This window comes from Halomonas aestuarii (assembly GCF_001886615.1).
In the GTDB taxonomy this organism is placed as follows: Bacteria; Pseudomonadota; Gammaproteobacteria; order Pseudomonadales; family Halomonadaceae; genus Halomonas; species Halomonas aestuarii.
Genome location: NZ_CP018139.1, coordinates 632287 through 652879, shown reverse-complemented (window position 1 = coordinate 652879; position 20593 = coordinate 632287). Strand labels below are relative to the sequence as shown.

Annotated in this window: 20 protein-coding genes; 12 read left to right on the top strand and 8 right to left on the bottom strand. The window is 68.5% G+C overall.

All coding sequences use genetic code 11. The features are described from left to right. The first annotated feature begins 31 nt into the window (after positions 1-31). Together BOX17_RS02980 and phaC are read left to right on the top strand one after the other, a co-directional pair. On the top strand, positions 32-466 hold the full coding sequence (locus BOX17_RS02980) for a phasin family protein (protein ID WP_071941988.1): 435 nt from the start codon (positions 32-34) through the stop codon (positions 464-466). 159 nt (positions 467-625) lie between these two features. Further along, complete coding sequence (phaC, locus tag BOX17_RS02975; protein ID WP_071941987.1) at positions 626-2455, top strand: class I poly(R)-hydroxyalkanoic acid synthase; 1830 nt, start codon at positions 626-628, stop codon at positions 2453-2455. 83 nt (positions 2456-2538) lie between these two features. Here the strand turns inward: phaC and lnt are convergent, their stop codons facing one another. From lnt to miaB, 5 genes are all read right to left on the bottom strand, one after another. Next, positions 2539-4008: an apolipoprotein N-acyltransferase gene (gene lnt, locus BOX17_RS02970; RefSeq protein WP_086830685.1), complete on the bottom strand. Its 1470-nt coding sequence runs from the start codon at positions 4006-4008 to the stop codon at positions 2539-2541. A 29-nt stretch (positions 4009-4037) separates the two neighbouring features. Then, the gene (locus tag BOX17_RS02965; protein ID WP_071941986.1) at positions 4038-4919 is read right to left on the bottom strand and encodes an HlyC/CorC family transporter; all 882 of its coding nucleotides are present in this window, start codon (positions 4917-4919) and stop codon (positions 4038-4040) included. Then, positions 4916-5440, bottom strand: coding sequence for an rRNA maturation RNase YbeY (gene ybeY / locus BOX17_RS02960; RefSeq protein WP_071941985.1), 525 nt, complete (start codon positions 5438-5440; stop codon positions 4916-4918). Before ybeY ends, BOX17_RS02965 begins: the two co-directional genes overlap by 4 nt. After that, positions 5437-6540 (bottom strand): PhoH family protein, encoded by a 1104-nt coding sequence (locus BOX17_RS02955; RefSeq protein ID WP_071941984.1) that lies wholly within the window; start codon positions 6538-6540, stop codon positions 5437-5439. Before BOX17_RS02955 ends, ybeY begins: the two co-directional genes overlap by 4 nt. A 73-nt stretch (positions 6541-6613) precedes the next feature. Further along, positions 6614-7957: a tRNA (N6-isopentenyl adenosine(37)-C2)-methylthiotransferase MiaB gene (gene miaB / locus BOX17_RS02950; protein ID WP_071941983.1), complete on the bottom strand. Its 1344-nt coding sequence runs from the start codon at positions 7955-7957 to the stop codon at positions 6614-6616. A gap of 411 nt (positions 7958-8368) precedes the next feature. Here miaB and BOX17_RS02945 point away from each other — a divergent pair, with 411 nt between their 5' ends. Then, entirely contained in the window at positions 8369-8998 is a 630-nt protein-coding gene (locus BOX17_RS02945) for a TIGR04211 family SH3 domain-containing protein (protein ID WP_071946582.1), read from the top strand. 2 nt (positions 8999-9000) lie between these two features. Next, positions 9001-9627 (top strand): class I SAM-dependent methyltransferase, encoded by a 627-nt coding sequence (locus BOX17_RS02940; protein ID WP_071946581.1) that lies wholly within the window; start codon positions 9001-9003, stop codon positions 9625-9627. Positions 9628-9646: 19 nt separating this feature from the next. Here the strand turns inward: BOX17_RS02940 and BOX17_RS02935 are convergent, their stop codons facing one another. Together BOX17_RS02935 and ggt are read right to left on the bottom strand one after the other, a co-directional pair. After that, positions 9647-10237, bottom strand: coding sequence for a YajG family lipoprotein (locus BOX17_RS02935; protein WP_071941982.1), 591 nt, complete (start codon positions 10235-10237; stop codon positions 9647-9649). Positions 10238-10350: 113 nt separating this feature from the next. Beyond that, positions 10351-12078 carry a gamma-glutamyltransferase gene (gene ggt / locus BOX17_RS02930; RefSeq protein WP_071941981.1) on the bottom strand — a complete coding sequence of 576 codons (1728 nt, stop codon included), beginning with the start codon at positions 12076-12078 and terminating at the stop codon, positions 10351-10353. 145 nt (positions 12079-12223) lie between these two features. On the opposite strand from ggt, the gene rpe reads away from it, so the two are divergent. The 3 genes from rpe (at position 12224) to BOX17_RS02915 (ending at position 14150) form a co-directional block, all read left to right on the top strand. Then, positions 12224-12922, top strand: coding sequence for a ribulose-phosphate 3-epimerase (gene rpe / locus BOX17_RS02925; RefSeq protein WP_071941980.1), 699 nt, complete (start codon positions 12224-12226; stop codon positions 12920-12922). 4 nt (positions 12923-12926) lie between these two features. Further along, positions 12927-13214: a GIY-YIG nuclease family protein gene (locus BOX17_RS02920; RefSeq protein WP_071941979.1), complete on the top strand. Its 288-nt coding sequence runs from the start codon at positions 12927-12929 to the stop codon at positions 13212-13214. Between the two features lie 75 nt (positions 13215-13289). Then, positions 13290-14150 carry a mechanosensitive ion channel family protein gene (locus BOX17_RS02915; protein ID WP_071941978.1) on the top strand — a complete coding sequence of 287 codons (861 nt, stop codon included), beginning with the start codon at positions 13290-13292 and terminating at the stop codon, positions 14148-14150. 70 nt (positions 14151-14220) lie between these two features. On the opposite strand, the gene BOX17_RS02910 is transcribed toward BOX17_RS02915, so the two are convergent. Then, a complete protein-coding gene (locus tag BOX17_RS02910) occupies positions 14221-15519 on the bottom strand; it encodes an NAD(P)/FAD-dependent oxidoreductase (RefSeq protein ID WP_071941977.1) in 1299 nt (432 codons plus the stop codon). A 106-nt stretch (positions 15520-15625) separates the two neighbouring features. Between BOX17_RS02910 and BOX17_RS02905 the strand changes: the two genes are divergently transcribed. The 5 genes from BOX17_RS02905 (at position 15626) to trpC (ending at position 20548) form a co-directional block, all read left to right on the top strand. Further along, on the top strand, positions 15626-16291 hold the full coding sequence (locus tag BOX17_RS02905) for a phosphoglycolate phosphatase (RefSeq protein ID WP_071941976.1): 666 nt from the start codon (positions 15626-15628) through the stop codon (positions 16289-16291). A 248-nt stretch (positions 16292-16539) separates the two neighbouring features. Beyond that, entirely contained in the window at positions 16540-18036 is a 1497-nt protein-coding gene (gene trpE / locus BOX17_RS02900; RefSeq protein WP_071946579.1) for an anthranilate synthase component I, read from the top strand. Positions 18037-18088: 52 nt separating this feature from the next. Next, positions 18089-18697, top strand: coding sequence for an anthranilate synthase component II (locus BOX17_RS02895; RefSeq protein WP_071941975.1), 609 nt, complete (start codon positions 18089-18091; stop codon positions 18695-18697). Between the two features lie 16 nt (positions 18698-18713). Continuing rightward, the gene (trpD, locus tag BOX17_RS02890) at positions 18714-19733 is read left to right on the top strand and encodes an anthranilate phosphoribosyltransferase (RefSeq protein ID WP_071941974.1); all 1020 of its coding nucleotides are present in this window, start codon (positions 18714-18716) and stop codon (positions 19731-19733) included. Between the two features lie 8 nt (positions 19734-19741). Then, a complete protein-coding gene (gene trpC, locus BOX17_RS02885; RefSeq protein WP_071941973.1) occupies positions 19742-20548 on the top strand; it encodes an indole-3-glycerol phosphate synthase TrpC in 807 nt (268 codons plus the stop codon). Positions 20549-20593 lie beyond the last annotated feature (45 nt).

The following is a 20593-nucleotide window of genomic DNA, read 5'->3' as shown; positions in this document are numbered from 1 at the left end:
TTCGTGACCGATCCTCCAGGAGGAATTCGACATGCAGGACAAGATGACCGACGCATTCAACGAGCAGGCCCGCAAGTTCTTCGAACCCATGCGCAAGCTCAACTCCCTGATGCTGAACAACATGGAGAAGATGACCCAGCATCAGATGGAGTCCATGAAGCGCTACAGCCAGATGGGCACCGAGCGCATGCGCGATGCCAGCGAGCTCAGCGATGCCGAGAGCATGCGCGACTTCGGCGCCCGCCAGGCCGAGATGATGAACGAGCTCTCCAAGCAGATGCTCGAGGACGCCAAGGCCATGAGCGAGATGAGCCTGGAGTTCAAGGCCGAGCTGGAGAAGCTCTATGCCGAGTCCGGCAAGCTGCTGGCGGAACAGGCCGAGCAGGCCGGCCAGGCGGTCAAGAAGGAGACCGCCAAGTCGGACCAGCCGGCCAAGGCGAGCAGCCAGTCCTCGCGCAAGCGCTGAGACGTCGTCCGTCACCGCCTCTGTCCGGCGCCCGCCCCGCGGGTGCCGGGCAGCATCTTTTTTGGCCATGCCTTGCACGTCGCAAGGTGATGCGGCAGACGCCGCGTCGAACCCTAGGCCGGCGTCATGTCCGGCCGTCATGAACAACAGGAGGGGTCAATGCAGTCAGGGGTGCAAGCACCGACACAGGCCGAGCTCGAGGCGTGGAACGCCCAGCTCAGCGCGATCGGCGAGGAATACAAGGCCTTGATGCAGGATCTGCTGGCACGCATGGTGCCCAGCGATGCGGCGGAATCGGTCCATGAAGACATGCGACGCAGCTTCCAGGCTGGCGCCGAATCACTGATGCGGAATCCGCCCCTGCTGTGGCAGACCCAGTCCCGGCTGCTCCAGGACCAGGTCCAGCTGTGGCAGCATTCGCTGCGTCGGCTGGCCGGCGAGGACGTCGAGCCGCTGATCACTCCGTCCCGGGGGGATAGGCGCTTCAAGGACGATGCCTGGCGCGACGACCCCTATTACCTGGCGATCATGCAGCAGTACCTGCTGTTCTCGCGCATGGTGGAGGATCTGATCGAACGCCTGGATGGCCTCTCGGCCGACCAGAAGCGCAATCTCGGCTTCTATGCGCGACAGCTCGTCAATGCCATGGCGCCGACCAACTTCCTGACCACCAATCCCGAGGTTATGCGCAGGACCGAGGAGACCCGCGGCCAGAACCTGGTCGAGGGACTCGCCCGCCTGCGCGAGGACCTGGCCAACTCCGCCGAGGGTCTCAACGTCACCATGACCGACCGCAGTGCCTTCGCCATCGGCGAGAACATTGCCGTCACGCCGGGCTCGGTGGTCTACGAGAACGAGCTGATCCAGCTGATCCAGTACAAGCCGACCACCGAGCAGGTCTACAAGACGCCGCTGCTGGTGGTGCCGCCCTGGATCAACAAGTACTACATCCTCGACCTGCGCCAGGACAACTCCCTGGTACGCTGGCTGGTGGAGCAGGGCCACACGGTGTTCCTGATCTCCTGGCGCAACCCCGGGCCGGAACAGCGTGACCTGACCTGGGCCGACTACATGCAGATGGGCCCCATCGACGCCATGGGCGCCATCGAGCAGGCCACCGGCGAGAAGTCGGTCAACCTGCTGAGCTACTGCATCGGCGGTACCCTGACCGCCTCCACCGTGGCCTACCTGACCAGCACCCGCCGCGGCCGCAAGGTCAAGTCGGTGACCTACATGGCCACGCTGCAGGACTTCCGCGACCCCGGCGAGATCGGCGTCTTCCTCTCCGAGCCGGTGATCGAGGGCATCGAGGCCAAGCTCGAGCGCGACGGCTACCTCGACGGCCGGGTCATGGCCTACTCCTTCAACCTGTTGCGCGAGAACGACCTCTTCTGGTCCTTCTACATCAACAACTACCTGAAGGGGGACGCGCCCGCGCCGTTCGACCTGCTCTACTGGAACACCGACGGGACCAATCTGTCGGCCGGCACCCACGGCTGGTACCTTCGCCACATGTACATGGAGAACCGGCTGGTGCAGCCCGGCGGGATCGAGCTCGACGGGGTCAAGATCGACCTGCGCAAGATCTCCACGCCGAGCTACTTCATCTCCACCAGCGAGGACCACATCGCCAAGTGGAACAGCACCTACTACGGGGCGCTGCTGCCCAAGGGCCCGGTAACCTTCGTGCTGGGCGGCTCCGGCCACATCGCCGGGATCGTAAATCCGCCGAGCAAGAACAAGTACGGCTTCTGGACCAACGACGAGCTGCCGGACACCGCCGAGCAGTGGCTCGAGGGGGCCCAGCAACACGAGGGCTCCTGGTGGCCGCACTGGCAGCAGTGGATGCTCGACAACGGCTATGTCGATCCCGAGAAGACGGTGCCGGCGCGCGAGCCCGGTGACGGCGAGCTCGATATCCTCGAGCCGGCGCCCGGTCGCTATGTGCGCATGACCATCCCCGAGGTGCTGGGCGAGTCCGACGCCTGAGAACGGAGCGACATCCCCTGAACCGAAGAACCCCGCCATTGGCGGGGTTTTTTGATGTCTTGCCGGGCGTGGCCCAGGGTCCCTCACCGCCGCCGGCCAAGCCCCGGCAGCACCATCAGGGCCGCGAGCAGCCAGGTCGGCCAGCTCCCGGTGCGGGTGAAGGGCGTGAGGCCCTCGGTGGCCGTGATCTCGCCCTCGAGGACGGCGGTCTCGAACTGCGGTGCCCGGGCGGTGACCCGGCCCCGGGGGTCGATGAGCGCGGTGACCCCGTTGCTGGTGGCGCGGATCACCGGCCGGCCGTTCTCCAGGGCGCGCAGCCGTGCCATCTGCAGGTGCTGCAGGGGCCCGATCGAGGCGCCGAACCAGGTGTCGTTGGACACCGTCAGCAGCGCGCCGGCCTCGCGGGCCCGCGCGGCGACCAGGTCGGCGTAGATGATCTCGTAGCAGATGGCATTGCCGATGACCAGGTCGCCGGCCCGGATCGGCGCCTGGTCGGCCGGCCCCGGGGTCATGGCCGGGGCAGGCAGGTCGAAGAAGGCGATGGCGCCGCGCAGCAGGCGCTCCAGGGGCAGGTACTCGCCGAAGGGCACCAGGTGAGCCTTGCGATACTCGCCCTCGACGTCGCCCCGGCCGACGACGCTGTTGTAGTTGAGGCCGCTGCCGTCCCGCTGCAGGATGCCGGTCAATAGCTCGGTGTCCTGTGGCAGGTCGGCCCGGGCCCGCGCGAGGATCGGCGCGGCCTGGTCCTCGAACATCGGCAGTGCGGCCTCGGGCCAGACCACCAGGTCGACCTCCTCGTCAAGGCCGCGGGTCAGGGTGAGGTAGGTATCGACGGCCCGGCGCTGCCCCTCGGGCGTCCACTTGATCAGCTGGGGCAGGTTGCCCTGGAGCAGCGCGACCTTGACCGGTCCGCCGGCGGGCGTCGTCCACTGGGCCGGCAGGGCCAGCGGGACCAACCAGAGGGCGGCGAGGGGGAGGGCCGCCCACCAGCGACGGCGCAGGCACTCGACGCCCAGGCTGCCCGTCAGGGCGACGATCAGCGACAGCAGGTAGACGCCCCCCACCGGGGCCCACGGCGCGAGCGGCGAGTCGACCTGGGAACTGCCCAGCAGCAGCCAGGGGAAGCCGGTGAACAGCCAGGTGCGCAGCCACTCACCGAGCACCCAGGCGCCGGCGAAGGTGATCGGGGCCAGGCGCGGCCCGCACAGTCGCCGATAGCCCCAGAAGGTGGCGGCGAAGAACAGCGCCAGGCCCACCACGAACAGCGCCGTGAGCAGCAGCGCCAGGGGCACGCCCGTGTAGCCGTAGTCGTGGATCGACACATAGACCCAGGACGCCCCGGAGCCGAACAGGCCGATGCCATAGCAGAGGCCGCGCAGCGCGGCCTGGCGGGGCGACAGGGCGTGAAGGCCCAGGTAGACGAGGCCGGCGGCGACGGGGCCCAGCCACCAGAGCGAGAAGGGGGCGGCGCTGAGGGTGGTGAGGCCCCCGGCCACCAGGGCGATCAGGCATCCCAGGGCCGGGGGCAGGCGGAGTTCAGCCATCGTGTCCATCGATCGTGTCCATCCCTGGAAGGGCCGTGTCACTCCTCGCTGCTCTTCTCGTGGCTCTCCTCGCAGCGCTCGGCCTCGAGCAGGCGGATGCGACGGTTGTCGGCGTTGAGGACGGTGAAGCGCCAGCCGCCGATCTCGGTGTGCTCGCCGCGCCCCGGCAGGTGGCCGAAACGCTGCATCACCAGGCCCCCGAGGGTATCGAACTCGTCGTCGGAGAAGCGGGTGCCGAAGCGCTCGTTGAAGTCCTCGATGGTGGTCAGGGCACGGATCGCGAAGCGCTCGTCGCCGAGCTCGCGGATATCGATCTCCTCGTCGATGTCGTGTTCGTCCTCGATCTCGCCGACGATCTCCTCGAGGATGTCCTCGATGGTGACGATGCCCGCCGTGCCGCCGTATTCGTCCACCACCACGGCCATGTGGTTGTGGGTGTCCTGGAACTCCTTGAGCAGGCTGTTGAGCCGCTTGGATTCCGGGACGAACATCGCGGGGCGCAACACCTCGTCGAGCTGGAAGGGTCGGCCGTTCTCCTGGCCGCCGCGCAGCAGCGGCAGCAGGTCCTTGGCCAGCAGGATGCCCTTGACCTCGTCGAGGTTCTCGCCGATCACCGGGTAGCGGGAATGGCCGGTCTCGAGGATCACCGGCAGGTACTCCTCGAGGGGCTGGTCGAGGGCGATGGCGGTGATCTGGGAGCGGGGGATCAGCACCTCGCGCACCTGCTGGTCGCTGATGTTCAGGGCGCCCTCGATGATCATCATGGCGTCCTGGTCGAGCTTCAGGCGGGAGCCCGCCTGGCGGAGGAACTCCAGCAGTTCGCCTCGGGAGCTGGGCTCGTCGCTTTCGTTGGACAGGGCACTGAACAGCTTGTCGAGCCAGGACCTGTTGCCCTGGCCGCTCGATCGATCTTCGCTCATGCGTCGGCTCTCTCGTCCTCGGTATCGGAATCGCGGTGCGGAGGGCTGGGGGTGAGATACGGATCGGCGATCCCCAGTGATGCCAGAATCTCGCGCTCCAGGGCCTCCATGGCCTCGGCCTCGTCGTCCTCCTGGTGATCATGGCCCAGCAGGTGCAGGGTGCCGTGGACCACCATGTGAGCGTAGTGAGCGCGCTGCGACTTGTCCTGTTCCCCGGCCTCCCGGACCACCACCGGGTGGCAGATCACCAGGTCGCCGAGCAGCGGGAGGTCGACCCCGGGCGGGAGCTCGAAGGGGAAGGAGAGCACGTTGGTGGGCCGGTCGCGGTCGCGATAGTCGCGGTTGAGGTGTCGGCTCTCCTCGGTGTCGACGAAGCGGATGGTCAGCTCGTGTCGCGGTTCATCGACCTGTCTCGACAGCACGGCCTCCACCCAGGCCTCGAGGTCGGCCTGGGTGGGCAGGTCCTCGGCATCGAGGGCCACCTGGCGGTCGACGATGACGGGCGAAGGGTCGCTCGTCATGACGACTCCCCGTCGTCGTCGGGGCGCTGGTGCTGGCTCTTGCGCGCCTGGCGTTCCTCGGCCTGGGCCTCGCGACGGGCCTCGCGCTCTTCGCGACGCTCGCGTTCGGCGGCTTCCTGGCCGGCCTCGAAGTGGTCATAGGCCTCGATGATGCGCTGGACCAGCGGATGGCGCACCACGTCCTTGGCGGCGAAGTGGGTCACGCCGATGCCCGGGGTCCCCTTGAGCACCTCGAGCACCTGGATCAGCCCCGACGTCTGGCCGCGGGGCAGGTCCACCTGGGTCACGTCGCCGGTGATCACCGCCGTGGAGCCGAAGCCGATGCGCGTCAGGAACATCTTCATCTGCTCGCGGGTGGTGTTCTGGCTCTCGTCGAGGATGATGAAGGCGTTGTTGAGGGTGCGACCGCGCATGTAGGCCAGCGGGGCGATCTCGATCACCTGGCGTTCGATCAGCTTGGCCACCTGCTCGAAGCCGATCATCTCGTAGAGGGCGTCGTAGAGCGGGCGCAGGTAGGGGTCGATCTTCTGGGCCAGGTCGCCGGGCAGGAAGCCGAGCTTCTCGCCGGCCTCCACGGCCGGTCGCACCAGCAGGATGCGACGCACCTCCTGCTGGTTGAGGGCCTCGACGGCCGCGGCCACGGCCAGGTAGGTCTTGCCGGTGCCGGCCGGGCCGATGCCGAAGTTGATGTCGTGGGCACGGATGCTCTGGACATACCCCTGCTGGTTGAGGCCGCGGGGCTTGATCAGCGCGCGAGGCGTGCGCAGCAGCACCTCGTCGTCGCGCTCGTCGCCTTCCTCCTCGTCGAGCGCCTCGAGCCCGGACTCCTGCAGGAAGAGGTGCACCGTGTCCGGCTCGAGGTCGCTGGCCTCGGTCTCCCGGTAGAGGTGCTCCAGCACGTTGGCGGCGGCCTTGACCCGGCTGGCGGGACCGGCCAGCTGGAAGATGTTGCCACGGTTGCGCAGGGTGATGCCCAGCCGTGATTCGACCAGCTTGAGGTGCTCGTCGCGCTGGCCGCAGAGGTTGGCCAGGCGCCGAGGGTCGTTGGGTTCCAGGTTCAGAGTGATGATGCGATTGGCCTGAGAAGATGGCTGGCTCAAGACTGGGGGATCCGTGCGTTGTGGATGTGGGGCTCAGCTTACTGCCCCGGCACTGGCCGGGGCAATCGCGGACTCAGAACCGCTCGGGGGAGAGCAGTTCGCCGCGCAGGGAGTTGGGCAGTGCCTCGCTGATCTCGACGTCGACGAAGTAGCCGATCAGGTCGAAGGGATTGGCGGCACGGAAGTTGACCACCCGGTTGTTCTCGGTGCGTCCTGAGAGCTGGCCCGGGTCCCGGGGCGAGAAGCCGGTGACCAGGATGCGCTGGGTGGTGCCGACCATGCGTCGGCTGATCTGCATCGCCTGCTGGTTGATGCGCTCCTGCAGGATCGCCAGGCGCTGCTTCTTGACGCTCTCCGGGGTGTCGTCCTCCAGGGCCGCGGCCGGCGTGCCGGGGCGCGCCGAGTAGACGAAGCTGAAGGAGTGGTCGAAGCCGATGCGATGGATCAGGTCCATGGTGGACTCGAAGTCCTCCGCGGTCTCGCCGGGGAAGCCGATGATGAAGTCCGAGGAGAAGCTGATGTCGGGACGCAGCGCACGGATGCGCTCCATCTTCTCGACGTACTCCTCCACCGTGTGGCCGCGCTTCATGGCGGCGAGCACGCGGTCCGAGCCGGCCTGCACCGGCAGGTGGAGGTGGCTGACCAGCTCCGGGATCTCGCCGTAGGCCTCGATCAGGCTGTCGGAGAACTCCACCGGATGGGAGGTGGTGAAGCGGATGCGGTCGATGCCCTCGACGGCCGCCACGCAGGCGATCAGCTCGGCCAGGTCGATCTCGTCGCCGAGCTGGTTCTCGCCGCGATAGGCGTTGACGTTCTGGCCCAGCAGGTTGATCTCGCGCACCCCCTGATCGGCCAGGTGGATGACCTCGTCCATCACCGCCTCGAAGGGGCGCGAGACCTCCTCGCCGCGGGTGTAGGGGACCACGCAGAAGGTGCAGTACTTGGAGCAGCCTTCCATCACCGAGACGAAGGCGGTGGCCCCGTCAGAGCTCGGCTTGGGCAGGTGGTCGAACTTCTCGATCTCGGGGAAGGTGACGTCGACCACCGAGATCTGGTCGTCGCGGCGGGCGTCGAGCATGCCCGGCACCCGGTGCAGGGTCTGGGGACCGAACACCATGTCGACATGGGGCGCACGCTTGCGCAGGGCCTCGCCCTCCTGGCTGGCCACGCACCCGCCCACGCCGATCACCAGCTCCGGATTGGCCTCCTTGAGCTTCTTCCAGCGGCCGAGCTGATGGAAGACCTTCTCCTGGGCCTTCTCGCGAATGGAGCAGGTGTTGAGCAGGATGACGTCGGCATCGCGCTCGTCGTCGGTGAGCTCGAGCTGATGGGATTCGCCGAGCAGATCCGCCATGCGAGCGGAGTCGTACTCGTTCATCTGGCAGCCGTGCGTCTTGATGAAGAGTTTCTTCGCCATAAGAGTAGGTCGCGGCAGCTGGCGCGACGGTGCACCATTGGATGGACGTGGGCGGATGGCCGGATGGCCACCCGGGACAAGGCACGCCATTATACGCAGTGCCCGGCATCGGGGCCAGCGTGGCCCCGCGGTCGCGCGGCACGACTGTGGTACCCTGTGGACCCTTCGCGGGCGGGCACCACCCGGCGTGGCCTGGTCGAAAAATGACCGGAACGAGGTCAGGACGATGGCCATGCCGGCTTGCGGCGGGTTTCCAGCGGTTTTCCCGATGGTTGTCCACAGCAGCTGTGGGTAACCCGGACGGTCGACGTTCCGCCTCGCCGCCGCAGTCGGCAGGGAGGTCCGAACGTGGTACACCCGACGCGACAGAGCAACGACACGCGAGCCTTGGACAGCCAGGACGACGATGGCATGACGATACACAGACTCAAGATACTGACACTCGGCGTCGCGCTCGCGACGCTGCCCTCCGTGCTCCATGCCCAGGAACTGGCCGACGGGACCGCCTGGGTGTCGGACGAACTCACCACCTTCGTGCGCAGCGGCCCGACCGATGGCTACCGGATCATCGGGACCCTGACCGCCGGCGAGCCGGTGACCGTGCTCGAGACCAGCGGCGATTACAGTCGGGTGGAGGACAGCGAAGGCGATATCGTCTGGGTGCTCAGCAGCGAGCTCCAGGACGACCCCAGCGCGCAGAAGCGTCTGCCGGAGCTGGAGGCCAGGGTGTCGGCGCTGACCGAGGAGCTCTCCGGCATCAACGACACCTGGGAGAACCGCACGGCGTCGATGACCGATACCCTGGAGCTGCGCGAGGAGCACATCGCCGAGCTCGAGGCGCGCAACCAGGCCCTCGAGGAGGAGACCGCCCAGTCGCGGGCCACCATCCGGGAACTCCAGGCGCGCCTGGATACCCAGGAGGAGGACCTGCTGATGCGCTACTTCATTTATGGCGGCGGGGTGGCCGGTGCCGGCCTGCTGGTCGGCTTGATCGTGCCCCATCTGCCGCGTCGTCGCCGCAAGCGTGATCGCTGGTTCTGATGATGGACGACGACTGGCTGCAGCGCTGGCGCGAGGGGCGCATCGGGTTCCACCGTGACCGGCCCCACCCGGCCCTGGTGCGCCACTGGCCCGGCCTGGAGGTGCGGGCCGGCACCAAGGTCCTGGTGCCGCTGTGCGGCAAGAGCCTGGACATGCGCTGGCTGGCGCGCCAGGACCATCCCGTGCTCGGCATCGAGCTGGCCGAGCAGGCCATCGAGGAGTTCGTCGCCGAGGGGGTGGGGGAAGTCACCCGCTATCGCCAGGATGGCTTCGACATCTGCCGCCAGGGCAGCGTGGAGCTCTGGCGCGGTGACTTCTTCCACTTCCATATCGAGCAGGCGGCCGAGATCGGCGCCTTCTACGACCGGGCGGCCCTGATCGCGCTGCCCGAGGCCACCCGCCAGCGCTATGCCTTCCACCTGGCGCAGCTGGTGCCTCCCGGAGCCCGGGGGCTTTTGATCAGCCTGACCCGGGATCCGGGCGGCCCGCCGTTCAGCGTGTCCGCCAACGAGGTGCGCCGGCTGTTCGCGCCCAACTTCCGGGTCACCCACCTGGAGGACGGCGAGCCGGAACCCAACGGCTTTCGCGAGAGCGTCTGGGCGCTCGAGCGCCGCGGTCCGCTGACCTGAACCGGCTCGAGGCTTTAGCTCAGCGGGCCAGCAGGCGGCCGAGTTCGGGGTCGCGGAAGGCGCGATCCAGGCCGTCGGACAGCAGCTCGTTGACCATGCGGGTGTTGGCTTCCTGGTCGGGGCGGATGGCGTAGCCCTGGGTGCGCCGGGAGGTGTAGGTGCCGGTGTAGGTGGTGCCGCCGTTGACCGCCTCGGCGATGAGCACCGCCTCCAGCAGCGCCTCCTCGACGATCGGTCGACTCTCGCCGCGGGCATAGTCCAGGTGATCCAGGGTCAGCGTCAGGCTGGGCCGCCCCTCGGCGCGCTCGGTGGTCGGGGTGAAGCCCATCTCCCGCACGGCGCGCTCGGCTTCGGCCTGAAGCCGCGGGACCAGCTGCCGGGCGTCGGCGGTGATCACCGCCGTGGACATGGCGCTGCCGGTGCGCGTGCCGATCACCTCGCTGTCGCGGCCATCCACGGCCGTCACGGTGACGCTCTGGCCATTGCCGATCCGGGGGACGTCGGCGGTACGCCGGGGATCGAGCTGGAGGTAGTGGGGGCTGGCGCAGCCGACCAGCCAGCCGGTGGCGAGAAGCAGGGCGCAGGCCCCCAGGAAATGTCGACGCTGCATGGAAAGGCTCCCGGTGAGTGGCAGGGTCTGGAGTATATCGCCTCGCCGGACCCGCCTGCAGCCGTGATCCGCCGAGGCGCTCCCGCCCCCGGACGGGGGCGGGGAAGGGGGGCCTAGAGCCCCATGGCGGAGGAGGTGGAACGCCGCGGGTCGGCGCCGCCATAGAAGCGACCGTCCTCGATCACGATCGACTGGGCGGCGCCCATCGCCGACTGCTGGCGGATCACGTGGCCCTTGCCCTCGAGCAGTTCGAGGGTGTCCGGGCTGAAGCCGGCCTCGATGCGCAGCTCGTCGGGCAGCCACTGGTGGTGGATCCGCGGGGCGCTGACCGCCGACTGGATGTTCATGCCGTGGTCGATGACGTTCATCAGCACCTGCAGGGTGGTGGTGATGATGCGCGAGCCCCCGGGGCTGCCGGTGATCAGGAAGTTCCTGCCGTCCTGCTTGACGATGGTCGGCGTCATCGACGACAGCATGCGCTTGCCCGGTTCGATCTTGTTGGCCGCGCCGCCGATCAGGCCATAGGCGTTGGGCACGCCGGGCTTGGCGGAGAAGTCGTCCATCTCGTTGTTGAGCAGGAAGCCGGCGCCCTCGACGGCGATGCCGGAGCCGTAGCTGAAGTTGATGGTGTAGGTGTTGGAGACCGCCAGGCCGTCAGCGTCGGCGATGGAGAAGTGGGTGGTCTCGTTGGACTCGTAGGGCAGCGGGCTGCCCGGGGCGATCTCCTCGCTCGGGGTCACGCGGTCCATGGCGATGCTGGCGCGCAGCTCGTCGGCATAGCCCTCGGAGGTGAGGCCCTCGAGGGGGACGTCGACGAAGTCGGTGTCGCCCAGGTACTCGGAGCGGTCGGCATAGGCGCGTTTCATCGCCTCGGCCATCAGGTGGATGGTGTTCGCCGCCCCGAAGCCCATGTCACCGATGTCGTAGGCCTCGAGGATGTTGAGCATCTGCACGATATGGGCGCCGCCGGAGGAGGGGGGGCTCATGGCGTAGACGTCGTAGCCGCGGTAGTTGCCGTGGCTGGGCTCGCGGATCACCGGCTGGTAGCCGGCGAGGTCCTCGAGGGTGATCAGGCCGTCGTGTGCCTGCATCTCGGCGACGATCAGCTCGGCGGTCTCACCCTCGTAGAATTCGCGCGCGCCCTGCTCGGCGATCCGCCGCAGGGTCGCCGCCAGGTCCGGCTGCCGGAAGGTCTCCCCGACCTCATAGGGGCTGCCGTCCTCCTTGAAGAACATCGCCTTGGTCGAGTCCCACTTCGTCAGGCGGTCGCTGGCCTCGCTCACCCCGTCGACGAAGCGCTGGGGCACCTCGAAGCCCTCCTCGGCCAGCCGGATCGCCGGCGCCAGGGCCTCGGCCAGGCTCAGGGTGCCGTACTTCTCCAGCGCCAAGGCCAGGCCCGCCACGGTGCCGGGCACGCCGGCCGCGCGATGGGTGAAGCGCGACCACTCGGAGACGGCGTTGCCTTCCTCGTCCTGGAACATGGTCTCGGTGGCCGCCGCCGGGGCCTCCTCCCGATAGTCGATGGCGATGACCTCGCCGCTCTCCTCGTCGGAGATCAGCATGAAGCCACCGCCGCCGATGTTGCCCGAGCGGGGCTGGGTGACGGCCAGGGCGAAGCCCGCGGTGACGGCGGCATCCACGGCGTTGCCCCCGTCGGCGAGGACGTCGTGGGCGACCTGGGACGCCAGGAAATGGCTGGTCGCCACCATCCCCCGAGCGCCTTCCTCGGGGTGGAAGCGTTCCCCCTCGAGGATGGCCGGCTGGGCGAACAGCGTCGGGGCGAAGAGCAGCGTGCCGGCGAGGAGGCCGGCACCCAGGGAGCGGGACAGTCGGGCGGACATCGTGGAGTTCCTCCGGAAGGGAAAGGCATGCCCTGACCACTATCGGCGCGGTGTCACTAACCTGCAAGCGATACGGCGGGCGGCGAGATCCTGCTAGAATGCCGCCCATCGTGCCCATCGACTCTCACAGGAACCGATCGTCGCCATGACCGACCCCCGACCCGACTTCCAGATCGCGCCCTCGATTCTCTCCGCCGATTTCGCCCGCCTGGGCGAGGAGGTGGACGACGTCCTGGCGTCCGGCGCGGACATCGTCCACTTCGACGTGATGGACAACCATTACGTGCCCAACCTGACCATCGGTCCCATGGTCTGCGAGGCCCTGCGCAAGCACGGGGTCACCGCGCCCATCGACGCCCACCTGATGGTCAAGCCGGTGGACCGGCTGATCGGCGACTTCATCGATGCCGGGGCCAGCTACATCACCTTCCACCCCGAGGCCTCCGAGCACATCGACCGCTCCCTGCAGCTGATCCGCGATGGCGGCTGCCGGGCCGGCCTGGTCTTCAACCCGGCCACGCCGCTCGCCTACCTCGACTACGTGATGGACAAGGTCGACATGGTCCTGCTGATGAGCGTCAACCCCGGCTTCGGCGGCCAGTCGTTCATTCCCGGGACCCTGGACAAGCTGCGCGAGGTGCGCCGCCGCATCGATGCCTCGGGGCGGCCGATCCGCCTGGAGGTCGATGGCGGCGTCAAGGTCGACAACATTGCCGAGATCGCGCGCGCCGGGGCGGACACCTTCGTCGCCGGCTCGGCGGTGTTCAAGGCGCGCAACGAGGACGACCCGCACCGCTACGACGGGGTGATCGGGGACTTCCGTCGGGCCCTGGCCGGCGCCTGAGTCGATGGACGCCGCCGACCCGCCGGCCCCGTCGGACGACCGGGCCTGGTACCTCTACCTGGTCGAGACCGCCTCGGGCGCCCTCTATACCGGGATCACCACCGACGTCGACCGACGCCTGGCCGAGCATCGTGCCGGCCGCGGCGCCAAGGCGCTGCGCGGCAAGGGGCCGCTGGTGCTGGTGCACCACGAGTGCGTCGGGAGCCACGGCGAGGCGCTGCGGCGCGAGGCCGCCATCAAGCGCCTTCCCGCCCGGGACAAGCGTCGCTGGCTTGCGCAGTCGCGGGATTGAGGCCATAAAGGGCGGGCCGCCGGCACCGCCCCCGCGGCCTTGCACGACACGCTTTCAAGGAACGAGGAGACGTCCATGGACGGCATCAACGGTATCGATCCGGGCGGCCTGATCGCTCACCTCCAGACCACCGGCCTGGCCTTCGCCATCAACCTGGTGGCGGCGGCCGCCATCTTCGTGATCGGCCGCTGGGTCGCCAAGGGGCTGCATCGGCTGATGATCAGGGGCATGCAGCGGGCCAAGGTCGAGCCGCTGCTGGTCAAGTTCCTGGGCAACATCGTCTATACGCTGCTGCTGATCTTCGTGGTGCTGGCGGCCATCAGCCGGGTCGGCATCCAGACCGCCTCGCTGATCGCCGTGATCGGTGCCGCCGGCCTGGCCGTGGGCCTCGCGCTCCAGGGGTCGCTGGCCAACTTCGCCGCCGGGGTCATGGTGATCATCTTCCGTCCCTACAAGATCGGCGACTACGTCGAGGCCGGGGGCGTGGCCGGCGTGATCGTGGACGTGCAGATCTTCACCACCGAGCTCAAGACCGGCGACAACCGCAAGATCATCGTGCCCAACGGCCAGATGATGAGCGGCGCCATCACCAACGTCTCGGCCCACGACACCCGCCGGGTCGACCTGGCGGTGGGGGTCGGCTACGACGCCGACATCGACCGCGTGCGCCGCGTGCTCGAGGGCGTGGTCGCCGACGATCCCCGGGTCCTCGACGAGCCGGCCCCCAACATCCGCATGAGCGCGATGGGGGAGTCCAGCGTCACCTGGATCGTGCGGCCCTGGGTCAGGGCCGGCGACTACTGGGACGTCCACTGGGGGATGACGGAGGAGATCAAGCGGCGCTTCGACCGCGAGGGCATCAGCATTCCCTTCCCCCAGCGCGACGTGCATGTCCATCACCACGGCGACGCGGCGAGCGACCTCGGCAGGCGCTGAGCATCGGTCGTCTTGTGTCCCGACGAGGGCCGCCAGGGGAGACCCGGCGGCCCTCGTCGTTGTGTCGGCGTCAGTGCAGCTTCAGGCGCGGCTTGAGGAAGCGATTGAGCCCATCCACCACGACCATCAGGCCGGTCTTGAGGGTGCCGTGGATGGCGCGCTGGTGCATGCGATAGAGCGAGGCGTAGAAGAACCTCGCCAGGTGCCCCTCGATGAACAGGCTGCGCGCCGAGGCGCCGCGCATCAGGCTGCCGATGGCATCGAAGTGCGCCAGCGAGATCAGCGAGCCGCGGTCCCGGTAGGTGAAGGGCTTGAGGGGCTTGCCGGCGTGCTGGGCGAGCAGGTTGCGGTAGAGGGTCGCGACCTGCTGATGGGCGGCCTGGGCGCGCGGGGGCACCGTGCTGCCGTCCTTCTGCGGGCAGCTGGCGCAGTCGCCCATGGCGAACACCTGTGGGTCCTCCGTGCTCTGCAGGGTCTCATGGACCTTGAGGCGGTGATTGCGCTCCGTGGGCAGTCCCAGCTCCGAGAGCAGGGCCGGGGCCTTGATGCCCGCCGCCCAGACGCCGAGATCGATATCGATGCGTGCGCCGTCGGCGGTATGGATCGCCGAGGCATCGACCCGTGTCACGCGGGTCTCGGCATGGATCCTCACCCCCAGGCGCTCCAGCTCACCCCGCACCGCCTGGCTGATGCGCTCGGGCAGGGCCGGCAGGATCCGGGGGGCGGCCTCGATCAGGTGCACATCGAGGTGGTCGGCGTCGGATGACGTGACCCCGTAGCTGTGCAGCATCCGCGAGGCCTCATGGAGCTCCGCCGCCAGCTCCACGCCCGTGGCGCCGGCGCCGATGATCCCCACCGTCATGCGCGCCGGCGGGTCCACACGCGAGGCGTTGTGGCGCAGGAAGGTGTTGAGCATGTCCTGGCGAAAGGCCTCGGCCTGCTGGGGGCTGTCGAGGAAGTGGCAATGCTCGCCGACACCGGGCGTGTCGAAGTCATTGCTGACGCTGCCCAGCGCCAGCACCAGCTGATCGTAAGCCAGCTCGCGGGAGGGCAGTACTTCGCTGCCTGCGTCATCGAGCACCGGGGCCAGAGTCAGGGTGCGGGCCTCACGGTCGATGCCGCTCAGGGTGCCGCGCTGGAACGTGTAGCCGTGGAGACTGGAGTGGCCCTGGTAGGAGATCTCGTCCAGCCCCGAATCCAGCGCCCCGGTGGCAACCTCGTGCAGCAGGGGCTTCCAGATGTGCGTGGCATTACGGTCGACCAGCACGACCTCGGCGCGCCCCCGCCTCCCCAGCTTGTGGCCAAGCCGAGTGACCAACTCTAGGCCGCCGGCACCACCACCGATCACAACGATTCTTGGCACACTCATGGAATGGCTCCAGTCTGTCAGGGACTCCAGCATAGGCCCCTGCTGATGTCATGCCCACCTTCTCTGCGGCATAATGGCGAGCCGACTGTTCCCGACGAGAGGCGTCATGCACCCCATCCTGAACGATATCCGGCTGGTCGCCTTCGACCTCGACGGCACCCTGGTCGACTCCGTGCCGGACCTGGCCGCGGCGGTGGACGCCGCCCTGGCGGACCTCGGCCTGGCGCCCCGTGGCGAGCCACGGGTGCGCGACTGGGTGGGCAACGGTTCGCTACGGCTGATGGCGCGCGCCCTGGAGAGCGCCCAGGACCGGGAGCCCGACGAGGCGCTGCTGGCCCGTGCCCATCAGGGCTTCCTCGCGCACTACGGGCGCGCGCCCAGCGCCCGCACCCGGCTCTACCCCGGCGTGCGCGAGGCCCTGGAAGGACTGCAGGCGCGCGGCGTCAACCTGGCCCTTGTTACCAACAAGCCGAGTGCCTTCATCGCGCCCATCCTCGAGGCCTTCGGCCTACATGGGCGCTTCGCGCTCTGCCTGGGGGGCGACAGTCTGGCGAGCAAGAAGCCCGATCCGGCCCCGCTGCTGCACGTGGCGGCCCAGTGCGATATCCCGCCCTCGGCCTGCCTGATGGTCGGCGATTCCCGCCACGACATCGAGGCCGGGCGCGCCGCGGGCTTCCGGACCCTGGCGGTGCCCTACGGCTACAACCACGGCGTGCCGGTGACCCTGAGCCACCCGGATGGCACGGTTGAATCGCTGGCGGAACTCGTTTAGGGTGATTTTGTCTGCGCTATAATGAAGCGCAATATCAATAGTTTTTTGTTATAACGGATCTCGCGATCTCCTCCGATGGACACCCGCATGACGCTGGATGCCTTTTCCCGCCGCGACACGGCAAGATCCCTCCCACGCCCTGGCATGACCGGCGCCTGGCGATGGTGACGCTCGCCTGACCGGACGCCCCCCCGGGGCGTCTCTCGTTCCACCAGTGTCTTTCTCTCCGCCGCGAGGACCCGGGCATGATGACTCCCGACCGCTTCCACGAGCTGGCCGACGCCGGCTATAACCGCATTCCGGTCACCCGCGAGGTGCTGGCCGACCTCGATACCCCGCTCTCCACCTACCTCAAGCTTGCCGATGAACCCTGGACCTTCCTGCTTGAGTCCGTGCAGGGCGGCGAGAAGTGGGGGCGCTACTCGATCATCGGCCTGCCGTGTCAGGAGCGCATCGAGGTGCGCGGCTTCACGGTCAGCCACATCGTCGACGGCGAGCAGGAGGGGGCCGTGGAGGTGGAGGATCCCCTCGAGTGGATAGAGCGCTTCCAGGCCCGCTTCCGGGTCCCGCGCCTCGACGACCAGCCCCGCTTCGACGGCGGCCTGGTGGGCTACTTCGGCTACGAGACCATCCGCTACATCGAGCCCCGCCTGCGCGGCGCCCATGTCGATGCCAAGCCCGACCCGATCGGCGTGCCGGACATTCTGCTGATGGTCTGCAACGACCTGGTGGTGTTCGACAACCTCTCCGGCCGGCTGGCCCTCTGGACCCATGCCGACCCGGCCGAGGAGGCGGCCTACGAACGCGCCGTGGATCGGCTGGAGCGCCTCGAGGTGCGCCTGCGCAGCGCCACCCTCAATACGATCAGTCCGGGCACGGGACGCGAGGCGGTGCAGGAGGGGGACTTCACCTCGGGCTTCACCGAGGAGGGCTTCAAGGCGGCGGTGGAGAAGATCAAGGAGTATGTGCTGGCCGGCGACGTCATGCAGTGCGTGCCCTCCCAGCGCATGTCGATCCCCTACCGGGCCGCCCCGCTGGACCTCTATCGCGCCCTGCGCAGCCTCAATCCCTCGCCCTACATGTTCTACCTGAACCTGGGCGATCACCAGGTCGCCGGCTCCTCGCCGGAGATCCTCACCCGCCTGGAGGATGGCGAGGTCACGGTGCGGCCCATCGCCGGGACCCGAGTCCGCGGCAAGACCGAGGCGGAGGATCGCGAGCTGGAGGCCGATCTGCTGAATGATCCCAAGGAGGTCGCCGAGCACCTGATGCTGATCGACCTGGGGCGCAACGACGTGGGACGCATCAGCGAGATCGGGTCGGTCAAGGTGACCGACCAGATGGCGGTGGAGCACTACTCCCATGTGATGCACATCGTCTCCAACGTCACCGGCCGCCTGAAGCCGGGCCTCTCCGCCATGGACGTGCTGCGCGCCACCTTCCCGGCCGGCACGCTCTCCGGGGCCCCCAAGATCCGTGCCATGGAGATCATCGACGAGCTGGAGCCGGTCAAGCGCGGCATCTATTCCGGTGCCGTGGGCTACCTCTCCTGGCACGGCAACATGGACACCGCCATCGCCATCCGCACCGCGGTCATCAAGGACGGCCAGCTGCACGTCCAGGCCGGCGCCGGCGTCGTCGCCGACTCGGTGCCGGAGATGGAGTGGCAGGAGACCCTCAACAAGGGCCGTGCCCTGTTCCGTGCCGTGGCCATGGCCGAGCGCGGCCTGGACAACCTCGAGTGACCCCTGATTCCTGTCGTCCGGCTTCGGCCGGGCGAGTGCCGGAGAGCCCGCCATGTCCGTGCTGATGATCGACAACTACGACAGCTTCACCTTCAACGTGGTCCAGTACCTCGGGGAACTGGGCGCCGAGGTGGAGACCCACCGCAACGACGCCATCACCCTGGACGAGATCGAGGCGCTCGCGCCGAGCCACCTGGTGATCTCCCCGGGGCCCTGCACCCCCGACGAGGCCGGCATCTCCATGGCCGCCATCCGCCGCTTCGCCGGTCGCATCCCGGTGCTCGGCATCTGCCTGGGCCACCAGGCCATCGGCCAGGTCTACGGCGGGCGCGTCGTCCGCGCCCCCCAGGTGATGCACGGCAAGACCTCGCGGATCCGCCACCTGGGGCAGGGCGTGTTCGAGGGCCTGGAGGACCCGCTGGAGGTGACGCGCTATCATTCGCTGGTGGTGGCGCGGGAGGGCCTGCCCGACTGCCTGGAGGTCACCGCCTGGTGCGACGATGACGACGTCACCCCCGGGCTGATCATGGGGCTGCGCCATCGCGAACTGGATGTGGAGGGCGTGCAGTTCCACCCCGAGTCGATCCTCACCCGCCAGGGCCATGAGCTCCTGGCCAACTTTCTAGAGCGTCGTCCTTCAGCGCCGCTGGGCCGTGCCTGATTCGAGGAGAACCATGATGCAGATGCGAGAGGCCATCGGTGCGGTGATGCGCCGCGAGAACCTGAGCTTCGACGAGACCCACGCGGTGATGCGCCAGATCATGACCGGCGAGGCCAGCGAGCCGCAGATCGCCGCCTTCCTGATGGGCATGGCGATGAAGGGCGAAACCGCCGAGGAGATCAGCGCCGCGGCCCAGGTGATGCGCGAGCTGATGACGCCCGTGCACCTCCAGGCCGAGAACGTGGTCGACATCGTCGGCACCGGCGGTGACGGCGCAAACCTCTTCAATGTCTCCACGGCGGCGAGCTTCGTGGTGGCCGCCGGGGGCGCCCATGTCGCCAAGCACGGCAACCGGGGCGTCTCCTCCTCCTCCGGCAGCGCCGACCTGTTCGCCGTGGCGGGCATCCACCTGGACCTCGACGCCGAGCAGGTCGGCCGCTGCATCGAGCAGGTGGGCGTGGGCTTCATGTTCGCGCCCAACCACCATCCCGCGATGCGCTATGCCGTGGCGCCGCGTCGCGAGATGGGGGTCCGCACCCTGTTCAACATCCTGGGGCCGCTGACCAATCCCGCCGGGGCGCCCAACCAGGTGCTGGGGGTCTATGCCCCCGAGCTGGTCCCGCTGATGGCCGACGTGCTCCGGCGCCTGGGCAGCGACCACGTGCTGGTGGTCCATGCCGAGGACGGCCTGGACGAGATCTCTCTGGCCCAGCCGACGCTGGTCGCCGAGCTCAAGGACGGCGAGGTCCGCGAGTACACCATCACCCCCGAGCAGTTCGGCATCCCGCGCCAGTCGCTGGACCCGCTGCGCGTCAAGACCGCCGAGGACAGCCTGCGGCTGGTCGAGCAGGCGCTGGTGGGCGAGGGGCCCGCGGCCGACATCGTCGCGCTCAATGCCGGTGCGGCGCTCTATGCCGCCGGCGTGGCCGATACCCTCGAGGAGGGGGTCGCCATGGCCCAGGATGCCCAGGCCTCGAAGCTGCCGCTGGAGAAGCTCCGCGAGCTGGCCAACTTCACCCGCGTGTTCACCCAGTGAGACCCGACATGACCGATGCTCCCGCCCTGCCCACCATCCTCGAGCGCATCCTGGCCCGCAAGGAGGAGGAGGTGGCCGAGCGCTCGCGCGCCGTCTCCGAGCAGTCGCTGCTGCGCCTGGCCGCCGAGCAGGACGCGCCGCGGGGCTTCGTCGCCGCCCTCGACCGCTGCATCCAGGCCGGCGACCCGGGGGTGATCGCCGAGATCAAGAAGGCCTCGCCCTCCAAGGGCGTGATGCGCGAGGACTTCCGGCCAGGCGAGATCGCCGCCAGCTATGCCGAGGGCGGCGCCGCCTGTCTCTCGGTGCTCACCGACGTCGACTTCTTCCAGGGGCACGAGGATTACCTGATCGAGGCGCGAGAGGCCTGTGGCCTGCCGGTGATCCGCAAGGACTTCATCACCCATGGCTATCAGGTGAGCGAGGCCCGCGCCATCGGGGCGGACTGCATCCTGCTGATCGTCGCCGCCCTGGATGACGCCCGGATGGCGGACCTGCACCGCCAGGCCGTCGAGCTCGGCATGGACGTGCTGGTGGAGGTCCATGACGCCCATGAGCTCGAGCGGGCGCTCAGGCTCGACCTCGCCCTGGTGGGCATCAACAATCGCGACCTGCACACCTTCGAGACCCGGCTCGAGACGACCCTGGAACTGCTGCCGCGCATTCCCGCGGGGGTCACGGTGGTCACCGAGTCCGGCATCCACAGTCGGGACGACGTGCTGCGCATGCGTGAGCACGACGTCAACGCCTTCCTGGTGGGCGAGGCCTTCATGCGCGAGGCCGAGCCCGGTGAGGCGCTCAGGCGGCTCTTCTTCTGATCCGCCCTCGAACGAGAACCACAGCGGGCAGCCCTCGGGCTGCCC

Excerpts from the sequence above, each read along its gene's own strand:
- BOX17_RS02980 (WP_071941988.1), top strand. The coding sequence starts at position 32 with ATGCAGGACAAGATGACCGACGCATTCAACGAGCAGGCCCGCAAGTTC.
- phaC (WP_071941987.1), top strand. The coding sequence starts at position 626 with ATGCAGTCAGGGGTGCAAGCACCGACACAGGCCGAGCTCGAGGCGTGG.
- lnt (WP_086830685.1), bottom strand. The coding sequence starts at position 4,008 with ATGGACACGATGGCTGAACTCCGCCTGCCCCCGGCCCTGGGATGCCTG.
- BOX17_RS02965 (WP_071941986.1), bottom strand. The coding sequence starts at position 4,919 with ATGAGCGAAGATCGATCGAGCGGCCAGGGCAACAGGTCCTGGCTCGAC.
- ybeY (WP_071941985.1), bottom strand. The coding sequence starts at position 5,440 with ATGACGAGCGACCCTTCGCCCGTCATCGTCGACCGCCAGGTGGCCCTC.
- miaB (WP_071941983.1), bottom strand. The coding sequence starts at position 7,957 with ATGGCGAAGAAACTCTTCATCAAGACGCACGGCTGCCAGATGAACGAG.
- BOX17_RS02945 (WP_071946582.1), top strand. The coding sequence starts at position 8,369 with ATGACGATACACAGACTCAAGATACTGACACTCGGCGTCGCGCTCGCG.
- BOX17_RS02940 (WP_071946581.1), top strand. The coding sequence starts at position 9,001 with ATGGACGACGACTGGCTGCAGCGCTGGCGCGAGGGGCGCATCGGGTTC.
- BOX17_RS02935 (WP_071941982.1), bottom strand. The coding sequence starts at position 10,237 with ATGCAGCGTCGACATTTCCTGGGGGCCTGCGCCCTGCTTCTCGCCACC.
- ggt (WP_071941981.1), bottom strand. The coding sequence starts at position 12,078 with ATGTCCGCCCGACTGTCCCGCTCCCTGGGTGCCGGCCTCCTCGCCGGC.
- rpe (WP_071941980.1), top strand. The coding sequence starts at position 12,224 with ATGACCGACCCCCGACCCGACTTCCAGATCGCGCCCTCGATTCTCTCC.
- BOX17_RS02920 (WP_071941979.1), top strand. The coding sequence starts at position 12,927 with ATGGACGCCGCCGACCCGCCGGCCCCGTCGGACGACCGGGCCTGGTAC.
- BOX17_RS02915 (WP_071941978.1), top strand. The coding sequence starts at position 13,290 with ATGGACGGCATCAACGGTATCGATCCGGGCGGCCTGATCGCTCACCTC.
- BOX17_RS02910 (WP_071941977.1), bottom strand. The coding sequence starts at position 15,519 with ATGAGTGTGCCAAGAATCGTTGTGATCGGTGGTGGTGCCGGCGGCCTA.
- BOX17_RS02905 (WP_071941976.1), top strand. The coding sequence starts at position 15,626 with ATGCACCCCATCCTGAACGATATCCGGCTGGTCGCCTTCGACCTCGAC.
- trpE (WP_071946579.1), top strand. The coding sequence starts at position 16,540 with ATGACTCCCGACCGCTTCCACGAGCTGGCCGACGCCGGCTATAACCGC.
- BOX17_RS02895 (WP_071941975.1), top strand. The coding sequence starts at position 18,089 with ATGTCCGTGCTGATGATCGACAACTACGACAGCTTCACCTTCAACGTG.
- trpD (WP_071941974.1), top strand. The coding sequence starts at position 18,714 with ATGCAGATGCGAGAGGCCATCGGTGCGGTGATGCGCCGCGAGAACCTG.
- trpC (WP_071941973.1), top strand. The coding sequence starts at position 19,742 with ATGACCGATGCTCCCGCCCTGCCCACCATCCTCGAGCGCATCCTGGCC.